This window comes from Pantoea sp. CFCC18179, assembly GCF_059412405.1.
The window spans coordinates 636376-651146 of sequence record NZ_JBNBPM010000001.1; the positions used below are offsets into that span (position 1 = coordinate 636376).

The 14771-nt window shown below is 51.7% G+C and carries 11 protein-coding genes; all 11 read right to left on the bottom strand.

Going from position 1 to position 14771, the window contains the following annotated elements; all coding sequences use genetic code 11:
- Window positions 1-8 precede the first annotated feature (8 nt).
- Entirely contained in the window at window positions 9-1349 is a 1341-nt protein-coding gene (locus ACPUC7_RS03090; protein WP_343551214.1) for an MOP flippase family protein, read from the bottom strand.
- Window positions 1346-2569 carry a glycosyltransferase gene (locus ACPUC7_RS03095; RefSeq protein WP_343554199.1) on the bottom strand — a complete coding sequence of 408 codons (1224 nt, stop codon included), beginning with the start codon at window positions 2567-2569 and terminating at the stop codon, window positions 1346-1348. The genes ACPUC7_RS03090 and ACPUC7_RS03095 overlap by 4 nt, the downstream gene beginning before the upstream one ends.
- Before the next feature lie 4 nt (window positions 2570-2573).
- The gene (gene wcaK / locus ACPUC7_RS03100; protein WP_343554198.1) at window positions 2574-3836 is read right to left on the bottom strand and encodes a colanic acid biosynthesis pyruvyl transferase WcaK; all 1263 of its coding nucleotides are present in this window, start codon (window positions 3834-3836) and stop codon (window positions 2574-2576) included.
- Window positions 3837-4045: 209 nt separating this feature from the next.
- Window positions 4046-6256, bottom strand: a complete 2211-nt coding sequence (locus ACPUC7_RS03105; protein ID WP_494921728.1) for a phage tailspike protein — start codon at window positions 6254-6256, stop codon at window positions 4046-4048.
- Window positions 6257-6313: 57 nt separating this feature from the next.
- On the bottom strand, window positions 6314-7348 hold the full coding sequence (locus ACPUC7_RS03110) for a glycosyltransferase (protein WP_494921729.1): 1035 nt from the start codon (window positions 7346-7348) through the stop codon (window positions 6314-6316).
- A 52-nt stretch (window positions 7349-7400) separates the two neighbouring features.
- Complete coding sequence (locus ACPUC7_RS03115) at window positions 7401-8153, bottom strand: glycosyltransferase family 2 protein (RefSeq protein ID WP_494921730.1); 753 nt, start codon at window positions 8151-8153, stop codon at window positions 7401-7403.
- 72 nt (window positions 8154-8225) lie between these two features.
- Window positions 8226-9140, bottom strand: coding sequence for a glycosyltransferase family 2 protein (locus ACPUC7_RS03120; RefSeq protein ID WP_343554194.1), 915 nt, complete (start codon window positions 9138-9140; stop codon window positions 8226-8228).
- A gap of 73 nt (window positions 9141-9213) precedes the next feature.
- Entirely contained in the window at window positions 9214-10392 is a 1179-nt protein-coding gene (locus ACPUC7_RS03125; protein WP_494921731.1) for an acyltransferase family protein, read from the bottom strand.
- A gap of 24 nt (window positions 10393-10416) precedes the next feature.
- Window positions 10417-11118, bottom strand: coding sequence for an SGNH/GDSL hydrolase family protein (locus ACPUC7_RS03130; protein WP_343554192.1), 702 nt, complete (start codon window positions 11116-11118; stop codon window positions 10417-10419).
- 30 nt (window positions 11119-11148) lie between these two features.
- Window positions 11149-12285: an EpsG family protein gene (locus ACPUC7_RS03135; RefSeq protein ID WP_494921732.1), complete on the bottom strand. Its 1137-nt coding sequence runs from the start codon at window positions 12283-12285 to the stop codon at window positions 11149-11151.
- 297 nt (window positions 12286-12582) lie between these two features.
- Window positions 12583-14760 carry a tyrosine-protein kinase Wzc gene (gene wzc / locus ACPUC7_RS03140; protein WP_494921733.1) on the bottom strand — a complete coding sequence of 726 codons (2178 nt, stop codon included), beginning with the start codon at window positions 14758-14760 and terminating at the stop codon, window positions 12583-12585.
- Window positions 14761-14771 lie beyond the last annotated feature (11 nt).

Below are 14771 nucleotides of genomic sequence, written 5' to 3' on the forward strand. Positions count from 1 at the left end.
CCGCTAAATTACAACCAGCCTTCAAACCATTCCGGCATGATGAACAGGTTGAAGTGATTCACTAACATCATCAGGCCGACAAACACCACCGACACCGAAACCCACTGGCGGGCGTACGGCATAAAGCGGATGCCAATCACCGGTTTGATGAAGAACGGATGCGCAAAGGCCGAGATCAGCACCTGCGAGATCGACAGCGTCAACGCCACATACAGCACGTTTGGCCAGATGTAGGTGGTTGCCAACACCACCACTACCACCAGACTCGCCACAATATTCCAGTAGAACTCGACATTGGTGCGACCGTTAGCCTGCGAAATCGCGCCGGTTAAGCCGCCCATCGGACGCAGCATGCCAAACAGCAGCATCAGCGGAATCAGATGGTAAACCTGCTCATGCGAAGCGCCGTACAGCACGCGCACAATCACCGGTGACATGATGCCAATCGCCAGATACATCGCGCTGCTGAACAGCATGATGACGAAAGTGCCTTTCAGGAACAGCTTCTTCAACTGCTCTGGATCATGCTGTTTCTCGGCAAAACGTGGCAGCGCCAAACGGTTAATCACCGGCGAAACCAGCTTCAATGGTTGCAGAATCAGCTCTTTGGCCAGCGAGTAAATACCTAGCATTTCCGCGCCCATCACTTTACCGACGATCAAGGCATCCGCTTGAGTACGCAGCTGGTTAATGGTCTGCGATCCGAGTTGATAAACGCCGTAACGCACCGCGCTGACAAAGGTTTTGCCATCGAATTCCCAGGTCGGTCGCCACGATTTCTCACCGAAGTAGATCATGCAGAGAATACGCGTGAAGGCGTTAATGAACAGCCCAAGAATCGCCGCCGCTACCGTGAGCGAGGTGAAATAAAGCATCGCCACCGTGCACAGGAACGCAAACAACTTGGTTGCCATCTCAATCTTCGCCAGCGTCACCATGCGTTTGGTTTTCACATAGTGCGCCTGATACTGCGACAGATGTCCCAGCACCAGGAAGTTGAGGCTGGTGAGCATGATTAAGCCCACCAGCTCCGGCAAGTGATAGAACCACGCCACTGGATAGGCAATCGCCAGCATAATCAAGCCGGTACAGAAACTGAGCGACACGTTAACCCAGTAAATGGTGCTTTGTTCCCGACGATTAATATCCTGGCGATGCACGATGTAGCTGCTCATGCCCATATCTTGCAGCACGGTCGCCACCGCCAGAATCGCATTGATGATTGCCAGCAAACCCAATTCATGGGTTTCCAATTTGCGCGCCAGAACGGCGAGCTGTAACACCTGAAGCAATGCGGCAAAACAGGTACTACCAAACAGCCAAACGGCCTGTTTTTTTAATCCGCTCACACCATGCGCTCCAGAATTTTCGCCAGCTCACCGTAAGCGATGTGCTGATTGAACTCGGTTTCCACTTTATGCCGTGCCGCTGCGACAACCGGCGCGACATCGATATCACCGCGTGACAAACGCAGCAGCGTCGCCGCCAGTTCTTCGGCATCGTCTTCTGGCACCAGCCAGCCGCTGACATCGTTCTCAATCAGCTCAGGAATGCCGCTGTGATAGGTAGAAACCACCGGCAAGCCCACCGCCATCGCTTCCATCAGCGCGACCGGAATACCTTCCATATCGCCATCTGCTGCGGTTTTTGACGGCAGCAGGAAGATATCCGCCTCGTTTAACGCCTGGCGAATCTCCTCCTGCGGCTTGAAGCCCGGCATGGTGACGCAATCTTCCAGACCCGCGCGGGCAATGTGCTCGCGCATCATGCCGTCCTGCTCACCGTTACCGATAATGGTGAACTGGAACTGACCGCCGTTATTACGCAGGATTTCGCTGGCTTTCACCGCCACATCCAGGCCTTTTTTCTCGGTCAGACGCGCCACCGAAACGATGCGCAACGGTTGATGGAAGGCCGCACGCGGTTTGAAGTTAAACTTCTCCGGCTCGATGCCCATGCGCGTAACATGCACTTTCTCGCGCGGGCAGCCCATCTCAATCAGTTTGTTCTCCCACAAATGGCTGATGGGCAGCATCAGCTCACTCTGTTTGAACAAGTTGACGTAATCGAGTTTGTGCTCCTCGAGAATGTGACGACGCGAGATATCCGCGCCGTGGAACACCGTGGCCTGCTTGCCTTTCAGCACGCCCAATTCGCGCAGTTTGTTCGCCAGCGCACCGGCATAACCGAAATGCACGAGGAAAACATCCGCGGTGAAGGTCTGTTTGGCATTGGCGACAATCGCCGGCAGCAGCAGCTTTTTCGCTTGCGCGCCATAGCGTCCGACGTTAAGCGATTTGAGCAACGCCGGCTTGGCGATTTTCGGCAGCATCAGCGCGATACGTTGCGTCAGCTTATCGAGATTCGAGACTTTCTCTTCCGGCAGTAAATAGTGGGTTTTCGCTGCCAAATTGTAGTCATCGAACGCGGCGTGACGATTGATCATATCGCCTGGAAACACGGAGATAATCTCCACGTCGTAGCCTGCGTCGATGAAATGCGTTACCTGATTGAGCACAAACGTCTCAGAGGCAACAGGGAAACGCATGGTGAAAAAGGTCAGCTTCATCACTTCACCCCAGGACGTTGAGAATTTCGGCGGTAATGCGGTTTCCAATCTCACGCTCCTGCGCCACCGCGGTATCAACTTTGTGTTTTACGTTGTCGTAATCAGCCAGCACCGTCTGCACTTTATCGATCAGCGAACCGTCCATTAGGCTCTGCACATCGGTCGCCATTTGCGGCAAGCCAAGTTGCTTCATCACGCCGAGCGATTTGTGCTCGTAGTTGATGGCCACAGCGGGTGTGCCGAAGTTCATGGAGATAATGGCGGAGTGCAGGCGGGTGCCGATTGTCAGATGACAATGGCTTAGCAGGATGCCGAGTTCGAGGTCGTTGAACTCGTCCATGATGACATGGTAATGCTCAGGTTGCTCAACGTGGTCGCGCAGCGTCAGCGCTACCATGCGGTCATCTTTCGCGTAGCTGTCGATGCCGGTACAGGTTGAGAACGCAACAACTTGATAGCCTTCGGCAATCATCGCGTTGATCACGCGGCCAAAGGCGGCTTCATACTCTTTCTGCGTCACGCCGAGACGTTTATCGAACGGCGCCAGTTCACGCACGGTAATGGCGATAGTTTTGCGTGCGCTGATAATTGCCTGCCAGTGCAGCAGGTTATGGCTTGGATTTTCCACCTCACGCGCCTGCACCAGAAACGCGGTATCAACGCCCTTCTTCACTTTGCTGGTGGTCACGCCATCTTGCTTCAGACGATCGTGGCTGACCTCTTCACGCAGCACCAGGCTGTCGACGCGATCAAACACGAAGTTCGCCAGCGCATTAACGCGCGGGTTCTCAAACGGTCCAACTGAATGCCCGACCATGTGCAGCGGCTTCTTCGCCATCAGCGCACACAGCGCGTGATCGAATTGGGTTACCCCATACAGATCGACGAAGAACGAACCGCCAACCTGAATGATTGCATCATATTGCGCCAAACTTTTGGTGAACGCCGCAAGATGCGGTGGCACCGAAAACGATTTGTACAGGCCACCTTTGCCGAGGTGCGCCATCATGATGTCCGGCATCAGGCGATTCGCAACTTTACGCTTCAGGCTGCCAACTAAGCCTTTGCCCGATTTGCTGTTGTGCAGGAACAGGGAATCCTGCTGGATATGCTGCTGCAACAGGTAACCCGAACTGGTCGGATAGCGGCTAATTACATCGATATCTAAATCTTCGCGCGCAGATTTAAGTGAATCAATCAGCCCACGTAAAATCGCGCCATCCCCACGATTTCCACAGGTATGGTTTCCTACCAATAAAATCTTCATAAAAAAACTCCGGAAAAATTTTTGTAATTTTTACAAGCCGCCAAAGCTAACTGGCAAAATGAACTCTGTTTGAAATGACTGCAATGGGAGTAAGCCCCAAAAGTACTTCCTAATTAAAATCAACCTCTTTACTGCATGCCGACGTGCAAGAATGCGCGCCCTACAAATGTAGGGTCGCCATTCATGGCGACCGGTTTAACAAAGATGACTTACGACTTCACAGCGAAATACGGCATGGCAACTTGCTCGCCATTAATCACCACAGAAACAAAACCTTTCGGCTCGCGGGTATCTACCTGCTCCGGCTTGAGCGCGCGCGATGCCATCAGCAAATCGCCCTGCTCATTGCCGCCGATCCCGGCTTTACCGTTATGCAAACTGAAACGTTGCGGCGCTTGCTGCGCCCCGCTGCCCGGCGTGCCTTTGTCCATCACCGCATCTACGCGTGCACACTGGCCGGTGAGGAAGCGGTCTTTCGCCGTGCTCTTGATCAGCACCACGCTGGTTGGTGTCCAACCCGCCAGCTTGACGAACACTTTGGTGTCGGTGTCAGTACGCGGTTCGATGCGCACATCCACTACCGGCGAACTGCCTTCTGCCGACCAACTGGCTTCCGCTTTGTTCTTCTTGCGCTGCACGTGGATCACCGCGCGGCCGCCGGTGCCTTTGCCATCGAGCAAATTCATCAACGGCGCATTGGCGGTGCCGTTATTGAACTGCGACTGACCAAACACTTCGATTTCCCAGCTATCGCCCACCGTTGGCGAATAGAGATTGCCGAGCTCAAACCAGACTTGCTGATCGCTGTTGTTGGTCAGACGGAAACGTGACGTGATGTAGTTGTATTTCAGGCTGCCATCAATCGCCACGCCGTACGATTCCACGCGCGTGGAACCCATTTCCCAGATGTTGAGCCAGCGCTCGCCTTCCAGCGAGTTATCAATCCAACTGCCTGACTGCAAATTGGTCTGACGCATATTCAAACGCGAGTTGCGCGCGTTGAGCGGGTTCTTACAATCCTCAATGCTCAGCGCATCGACAATCCACTGGCCGTTGGAGATATCGCCAGGATAATCACTGTGCTCAATCCAGCCGTTATGAATGATCGATTGGCTGCAACGCGGCAGATTCAACACCATGCCGCCTTTACAGTGCTGCGCGTTGAAGTTCGACAGCTCAATCGCGGTGCTGTGATCCCACGCGCCCGCCTTTTGGCCCGACCAACTGGCTTTGATCACATCACCGGTACAAGCGTTGGCGTACCACTGGTCTATTTTGCAGTCCAGCGTGTCCAGCAGGCTAAGCGAAACGCCGCCGACATAATTGAAGCGCAGGCAAGCGCCACGGAAGAACTGGCCACCCGGACAGGTATTGCGGAACAAACCTTGCTTGTTTGGATGCTTGTCGTTGTTGCCGTTAAAGTTCAGGTTGGAGATTTCGGTCCAGCGCGCGTTGACCTGGAACAGGAATTCGGAGCGGCCATCAGACACCAATGTGGTGGCTGGGAAATAGCCGAAGTTGACCATCGCGCCAGAAATGCGGAAGAAGCGGCGGCCTTCATCGCCGAAATCACATTCGGAGACGAAGAAGGTGCCTGCCGGGAACTGCACGCAGATCTGTTGGCTGGCATCAATCGACCATTGATACATCGCTTTGATTGCCGGTGCAGTGTCGGTTTTGCCATCGGCAATGGCGCCGAAATCAAACAAGGTTAAGCGGTTGAAATCTTCCACCACGCGACGCCAGTGGAAGCCTTTCCCGGCAAAAATCACGCCTTCGTCGTCTTTAGCATCATCGAAGGTGCCAACGAACTCGCCACCGCCCACTTCAAAGCCTTCGTGCCAGCTTTTCAGCTTCACTTTGGCCCCGGCAAACAGCGGACGCGTTTTACGCAACTCTTCCACCGATGGAATTTCACCAATCAACTGATAACCGTTTGGCTGTGCCAGACGCTGACTGAAATTACTGGCGTTGGGGCGTGACACATCATCGATAGAGAACAGCGTATTGCCTTGCTGATCTTCCACCACCATAGAATGTGACGGATTAGCAATTAACGCCGCATTATCGTGAATGAATTGCGCAAAGTTGCCCTTGTTCAAAGCAATTGGCTGGCTGATTTGCGAGACCTTTCCGTTGGCATCACGCAGGAAAACCGGAATCTGGTTACCGTTTTGGCTGGCATCGCTGCCCGCCTTACCAATCCACAGTTTGCCTTCAAAGTTCTGCCAGAATTGCGGCGGCATGGTGTAGACATTTTCCGGCGTCAAAATCGGTACATCGCCCGGCGGTACGCTGGAAGGATCAACCGCTTTCAATGCAGGCTGACCACTTTTTGCGGCGTAGCTGGAAAATGCGCTCACCGAGAGCGCGGCAACAATGGAGGAGGCTGCTGTCTGCAAGACTTCTCTTCTTTTCATGCTTCAATTCCCGTGATTAAGCGGCCAAAAAGGATTCCCGAGGCACGATAATTGTCGCTAGACAAGGGCGAGCCAGCTCTGTTTGATCTGATTACCGTCAAACTTAAGCGCTGTTTCTTTGGTCTTGGCACTCATGGCGTAGAACAGGCTGTCATCGCTGGCGAGCTGTTCCATACGCTTGATAAAGGTGGCTTTGTCGTTCATCGGCACCAGGAAGCCATCTTCACCATGATTGATGATCTCCTGCGGACCGGTTGGGCAATCGTAGGCCACCACTGGCAGCGACCAGGATTTGGCTTCCAGCAGCACCAGCGGCAAACCTTCATAGCGCGAGGTCATCAGCGCCATGTCACTTTCGCGGTAGTAATCGTTGATGTTGCTGACTTTGCCGACGAAGTTAACGCTGTTGGTGATGCCCAATGCAGCTGCCTGATCGTGCAATTGTTGGCGCAGTTCGCCATCACCAGCAATCACCAGCTTCCATTCAGGATGGGTTTTGCTGAAATCGGCCCAGACATCCAGCATCAGGTCGAAGCCTTTCTGGTTATCCAAACGCCCTACCGCTAATGCCTGGCGGCTGCGCGTTTGACGCTGAAACGCCTTGTACACCACCGGATTAGGGATTTGCTGGCTGGGAATGTTCCAGCGGCTGAATACCTGATGATCTTTGTCAGTTAACACGATCACCTGGTCGTAATAACGCAGCAGCAGCCATTTCAACAACTTGATTGGCTTGCTGAAGGAGTTAATCGCAATGTGTTCGCAGGCGTAGGCTTTGAAGCGTTTTTTCTTCATCGCCATCAGATTCCAGAAGGCGAACATCACGCTCAAGCGACCCATGCTGATCAGAAATACGCTGTCGAAGCCTTCCTGATGGATGCTGGCAACGGCGCTTTTAATGGGGTTGCTGTGGCCTTCAAAGCTGACAATCTTCTTCACCCGTTCAAACGGATAGAAGGTTTTGCCGCTGCCTTCCAGCGAGTAAATGGTGACTTCGTGCTGCTCGCCGAGGCACTCCGACATAAAGTTGCAGATGTTCTCGGTACCCGCATACGAGTAAGCATCTTTAATGACTAAAACAATCTTTTTCATAAAACGCTTTCCACCTCAAAAGAATCAAAAACACCCATTACGCCGCTGACGCTTACCGATGCTTTAAGGCGAAGAGAACGCCATTAACCATATACCATGTGTAATAGTAATATACTTTTAACGGATTGTTTTTATAGATAATTCTTAATAATTCGAGGTGCCACTTGGCCGCTTTATTTTTGTTACGCGACAGCGAATCACCCAACTCGTAATAGTTGACCAGGATCTTCTGGATCACGCGGGCTTGTTTGTAGCGGAGGAACAATTCGTAGAGGAACAGGAAATCTTCGTGGCCTTTGCGCTGGAAGAAGATGCCCTGAGGAGGACGGCGGAAACACACCGAAGAGAAGCAGACGCGATACTGCTTCTTCACGAAGTTTTCCTGTTGCAGATAGGGTTTGCTGTAGATGATGTCGTGGTCGGCAGTTCGGGTTTTGTAGTGATATTGCGTAATCACAAAATCGTCGCCGGCGGCCATCGCTGCCGCCTGCTCTGCCAGCTTTTCCACATGCCATTCGTCATCGCTATCAAGAAACGCAATGATCTCTTCTTTGGCGGCGCGTAAGCCCACATTACGGGTTTCGGCTGCACCTTGATTCACTTCGTTGTCCAAAATGGTGATGCGCGCGTCCTGGCAATGCTCACGCACAAAAGCGAGTGAATCATCGGTGGATTTATCGTTGATCAGGTAAAGATGCCAGTCGCTGTAGGTTTGGTTGATGATCGACTCAACCGCGCGCAGCACCGTGTTCCGCGCGTTATACATCGGCATCACAATACCGATGGTGCCAACATGATTTGTCATTTTTATACCCGGAGTTACAGGAACCAAAAAATTGCCCCCGTTTGGGAGCAAGTGAAAGACGAAAAAGTTAAATCAGGAGACGGCTCTGCCGCCTAAGCGCGACTTCACCTTATCGAGCAGGCGATTCATGAAGTAGGCGCGATTGTCACGATTGGTGAGGAAGAAGTAGCGCGCAAAGCTCAGGCTGGCTTGCAGCGATTTACCGTCCATTTTGTAGCGCAGCGGCAACTTGAAGGCTTTGTAGGTATGAATATCGCGCGTGGTCAGGTGCGGCTTCATGGTATCGAGCCAGAAGAAGGAGTATTTCACCGACTCACCTTTGTGCTTGGAACCAAATTTGGTTACCAGATGATAAGTTGCCAAAGGTTTGTCGATCATCACGAACGCGTATCCCATGCGGTCAGCACGGATGCAGAAATCATAATCCTGATGGCGGATATAGCGCGCATCAAACTTGATCTGCGCTGCATCTTCGCGCTTCAGCACAATGGTGCTGGTCTGAATAAAGCCATAACAACCAAACAGATATTCCGCCACGGTTTCATTTTTGCCCGGCGGCTGCATTGGCATCACTTTGAGGAAGCTGCCATCCTGATGGATGTTGACCTGGCTGAAAATCACGTAACGCGATTTGCCCTGCGCTTCCAGCTTGTTGATGGTGTCGCTGACGGTTAACAGCTTATCCGGATGCCACTCATCGTCGGCGTCGAGAAAGCTGATAAAGTCGCCTGTCGCCAATTCGATGCCTTTGTTACGCGCGCCGGCACCGTTGAGTTTGACTTCGGACAGCTCCAGTTTGATGGCCAAATCCTGGTAGCGCTCACTGCGAACCACTTCGGCCAGCTCGGCGGCATCGGCCGATTTGTCATCCACAATGATGACTTCAAAATTGCGATAGCTTTGCGCTTTGACACAATCCAGCGTGGTAATAATCGATTTCGACGCGTTATACGCGGGTATGACAATTGAGAAGCGAATGTCCTGCATTACCAGCACCTCATTAAAAAGTTACAAAATCAATGATATAACTCGTGGGCTCAAAAGAATAATGGGTGATGTCCTAATTTGTTGGCGAAGTCTTCATCGCCACTTTCTTCTTGCTGCTGCTGCCAATAAACGGTTTTTCGACGAACAAGTAAGTCAATTTCGCCACATAGAACGAGGCAACAAAGAACAGCGTAGAAAGTAAGGTGTAGAACAGGAAGGAATGCGGATAGAGCGTTTCCGGGATCTGTTTGATGAAATAGAGCACCACGCCGTGAATCAGGTACAGGCTGTAGCTCACCTCACCAATCGACATCAGGGTTTTATTCTCCAGAATGCCAAACACCGAATTGCCGCTGCTAACAATAAAGAAGATCACCGTCAGGCAGCAGAGGAAAATCAGATACCAGAAGGTGTTGCTGGTGAAGGAGAGCGCGAACAGCGACAGCAGAATCACTGCGCCACCGGCGAGGCTTGAGGTTTTGTAGCGCGCAAACAGATCGCGATATTTATAGGCCATATAACCCATGGCGAAGCCCAGCACCGGGCGCGGATCGGTGTAGGTTTTACCCCACAAGCGCAAGCCGACAGCAACGCAGAAAATCGCGCCGATCGAGCCGAGAATCAGCCAGGTTTTGTATTTACCTTGGGTCGCGCGGTTGATGACGTAAATCAGCGGAATCGACAGATACAGCAGCCATTCCAGGCGAAGCGTCCATTCGACACCGGCGTTGACGTCGGCGGTCATGAAATCGCCAATACGATAGCTGCCGACGAACAGCAACCACATCACCGCGTCTTTGATCGACGTACCGTTAATCGCCAGATCGCCCTGCACCAAACCGACCACAATGATCACCAAGCCGGAGAACCAGAACATCGGCACGATACGGCGAATACGCCCTTTCAGCAGCTTGCTGGTCAGTTGTCCCGGCGTCATGCCTTCATTGTCCAGCCAACGATAGAACAGGAACGCGGAGATCATGAAGAACAGCAGCACACCAAACTTGCCGGAGTTGACGAAGAAATTGCCTTCCGAGAACCAGGCAAAATAGTCTTTATCGAACACCCACTGTCCATTCTGAGAATAGATGTAGTGCGCGAAATGTGAAAACGCCACGATGCTGGCCAGCAACGCACGCATTCCAGAGATACTTTTAATTCCGCTACTGTTATAAACCCCTTTGTGGAAGGAGAATACGCGGAGAATGATTAGCGCCAGACAAAATGACAGCACCATGATTAATACATACATGTCAGCTCCTGAATCTGAGTTGGGTTAGCTGCTGTGCTGCGAAAAGACGTGATCAAAATTGCTGCTCAAGACTTCGAAGGTTCTTTCTGCTTTCTGTTTATAAAGCATCTCATTCGGGTGAATGCAATCAGGCGACATCTCAGATTGCCAGTCGCGATTTTGTTTAATCACGCTGAATTGCTTCACGATCGGAACCTGTTGCTCTTTAGCCACTTCATTTAATTGATAAACATACGGCCAGACGTTCCATTGCTCGGCTTTACCGCAAATCGGATTCGGTTCCTGCAACACCACCAGCTTGTTATGTGCTTTGGCGCCCTGCACCAGCTCGGTCATGATGCGTTTGTACTCTTGTGGCGTTTCAATGCGCGCACCTTTGTCTTTGAAAAAGTTAATGCGCGCATCGTTAATCGCGTAGTTAATCAGAATCATATCGGCATCGGACTTCGCCATGCGATCGGACCAATCCATTGGCGTGTTGTCTTCCTTGTAGACCAGCACCGATACCTGCGCGCCCGGCATGCCGTGGTTTTTCACTTCGATATTGTTGCCATATTTGGCGCGCAACATCTGCTGCAAAAAGCTCACTTCATTGTTCTGGCTGATGATGTTGCGCCCGCCGGAGCCGGTTACACCCGCGGTGGTGGAATCGCCGTAGGCCGCGATAACAAAGGGATGATTGTCAGCCTGCGCCAGTAACGGCGCAGCGCTCAACAAAACTGCCATCAATGTCTTCCGCATATTTCCTCTCAAGGCTTAATGGAACAATTTGAATTCACGAGCAACTTCATAGCCAACAACGGCTTGCTTCAGTGAGATCGTGTTGTAATAGAGGTAATAAACAAGGAAGAAAGCAAACATCGCAAACATCGCGGGTTTCAGTACGCGCTTCGACTGATAAATCAGCGAGGTCAAAATAATCGGCTCAACTTGCAGCAGATAGTTCGACAGACGTGCACCCGACGAGTAGTTATAGAAGAAGATCCTGATACCGCCGCCAATCGAAAAGGTGAGGATTAACAGATAGTTAAGGCGCCAAACGTCATACTGTTCACGCTTAAGCTGATTGCTGAGCATGAAGTAGACGAAGATGAACACCAGCATGATGTTTTTCAGGTTCGAAACCGACACTACGCTGCCGTCACCGGCATTCGAGGCTTCGTTGCTGTAACCAGCGGCCCTTTCACCCATCGATCCCAGATGTCCGGCAATCAAGGCAATAAACCCGGTTCCGCCCACCACCGACAACGGCACACTCATGACGATAATCGCCACCGGCCACCAGCGTGATTCGCGGATGAACAGGAACGGAATAATGGTAACCACCATGACAGCGGTGTTGTGGCTGAGGAACGACAGAATAAAGAAGGCAAACGCCCACCAATACTGCTTCAGGTAAATCGTCCAAATCACGCCAAGAAACAGCGCAGAACTCAAACCAAAACGGATCTGGTTAACGTCTTTGTTGATAAAGATGTGCGCGGAGTACAGCGCCATCGCCAATACCGGGTATGGCGACATCTTTTTGAAGAACACGGCGTTGGTCGATACCGCGAGGATACTGAACACAAACAGGAAAATACTCGCGTTGTGCGAGAACAAACTGGTGATCCAGGCAATCGCAAAAATCAGCGGTTCGTAACGGAAGAACGCCACGGTGTTGAAGAAGCCATTGACCTCAATACGGCGGACGAAGTCGGCAAAGAAGCTGCGATATTGGTAATCGTCCATACCGGTGCCCAGCCCGCGAATACCGGAGAAGACAATCAGCGTCACGGTGGCGATGCACAGCAGGTAAAACAGAATGTGTGTGGTGCGTTCGTCTTTTTTCAACAGGAGTTCAACTAACGCGAGCAGCAGTAAAAACCCTGATAAATACCAATATGGAGCCATGGTGTGATTCCTTAATTCCACAAGTTCTCATGCCAACAGTGGCTGGCGCTGAAGTGCTTCCCTTTCAGCGTGTCGCGCAAATTCGCCACCTTAAGTCGCGTGCGGACATTAGCTATGTTGATGATGAATTCTGCTGATTAACGCGCGCATTAGTGGCTTTTTTTGGCGTCACAGAGAGAATCACCTGTGCAAATCGTTGCGTGTCGTCATTCAAACGGTGCCATAAAAAGGGGCGGTAAACCGCCCCTCTTCCACCGGATTACCCAGCGTCATTAATGATGCTCAATGACGGGTAAATTAACTTTTGGTTGGTTTGCCATACTCGTAATCGTAATAGTCGTAACCATAACCATAAGCATTGGCAGCTTTACGTACTACGGCGTTAAGAATCACACCTTTGATTTCAATGCCGTTTTGCGCAAAGCGCTTGTAGCTCACATCCAGCTCTTTCGGCGTGTTGGTTTCGAAACGCGCCACCATCAACGAGGTGCCGGCCAGTTTACCGATGATGGATGCATCGGTTACTGCCAGAATTGGAGGCGTATCGATTAACACCAGGTCATAGTTCTTGCTCGCCCAATCCAGCAGCTCACCCATGCGACGATGCATCAGTAACTCAGATGGGTTTGGTGGCACCTGGCCGCGTGGCAGGAAGTCAAAACCGTAAGCCCCTTTCTGAATCAGCGCTGGGCTAAATTCAGTTTTGCCGGACAGCACATTTGACAGACCGGATTTGTTCTCGGCGGCCAACAGTTCGTGGGTATAACCACGACGCATGTCACCATCGATGAACAGCACGCGTTGACCGGCTTTTGCCACCAACGTTGCCAGGTTGGCACAGATAAAGGTTTTACCAATTCCTGGGCTTGCACCGGTAATCATCAGGATGTTGTTTTTGGCTTCCATCATGGCGAAGTGCAGGCTGGTACGCAGGCTACGAATCGCTTCGATGGACAAGTCAGTTGGGTTACCCAATGCCAGCAGCGTATCGTGCGGATCGGTTTTCAACTTGTTGCCGCGACGCGCCAGCGCTTCGGTATCTTTCTTACGCTGCCACTCTGACAACGGTACGCTGGCGTAGACGTTCATGCCCAGCTCTTCCAGCTGATCCGGGTTCTCAATACCGTGATGCATCAGCGCTTTCAGCAGCACCACACCGACAGAGATCATCAGACCCAGAATGAAGCTGGCAGCAATGATCAGCAGTTTTTTCGGTGCGACCGGGCTGTTGCCAGTTTCTGCGGTATCGATGATACGCACATCACCGACGGTACTGGCTTTACTGATACCCAGCTCTTGCTGACGATTCAGCAATTGCATGTAGATTTCCTGACCAGACTGCACATCACGCGTCAGACGTAAGATCTCTTGCTGCGTTTGCGGCATCTGAGAAATCTTTTTGTTCAGCTGAGCCTGCTCACCTTCCAACGTTTTACGTTTTTCCAGCAAGGCGCGATAAGTCGGGTGATCTTTGGTGAACAACTGAGACACTTCAGCTTCACGGAAGGTCAGTTCGTTCAACTGACTCTGTACGCTGACGGAAGAATCCAGCGCAGATTTCGCTTCCAGTGACAGGTCAACCGATTCGTTCTGGCGACGGTAGGTATTCAGCTTATCTTCTGCTTCATCCAACTTGCCGCGTACCATTGGCAGCTGATTGCGCAGGAACTCGAGGCTCTTCTCTGCCTGCTCAGATTTACGTTGCACGTTCTGCAGCAGATAGTTGTCGACGATTTGGTTCAGCACTTTGCTGACCTGCACCTGGTCTTCACCCAGATATTCCAGGCCTAATACGCCAGTGTCTTTACCTTTATCGGCCACGGTAAGATTCGCTAATACCGAGTTGATCGCTTGCAGATCGTTCAGTTTGGTGACGCTGAAGCTGGTACCGGTATCGGCGTTAATGCCGCTCACCAGCATGGTGACTTCACCGTGCGTTTCCAACTGGCCGACTTTACCTTTGAACAGCTCATCGCCATCCGCTGACACGGTATACGAATCCGGGCCGGTGACTTCCAGTTGAACGGTACGCTTATCAATAGTGCGTGGAATTTCCAGGCGTGAGATCGCCACGTCTGACGGCTTATTGCCCATCAGGCGCGACAAACCTTTACCAATCACCGGGAAGTAGTTCTGCGTTACCACGGTATCCAGACCGAGGTCGTTCACGGTTTTGCCGATAACCATACGTGATTCCAGAATCTGGATCTCGGTATCGGAAGCTGGCGTAGCCGGGATAATGCTATCCAACTCGTTCAGTACCGAGCTGGTATTTTTCTGCTCAACCTGTACTAACGCATCAGAGCTGTAGATCGGGGTAGCGAACAGTGTGTAGAGCGTCCCCACCAACATGAAGAAGGCGGTAACGGCAACAATGATCCAGCGATGATCAATCAGCTGTCCCACAAGATGCGCCAGATCCCATCCATTCGAATCTTCTTTTGGCGCGGTCATAACCTTGTTTTTGATATTCATGGATATTCCCA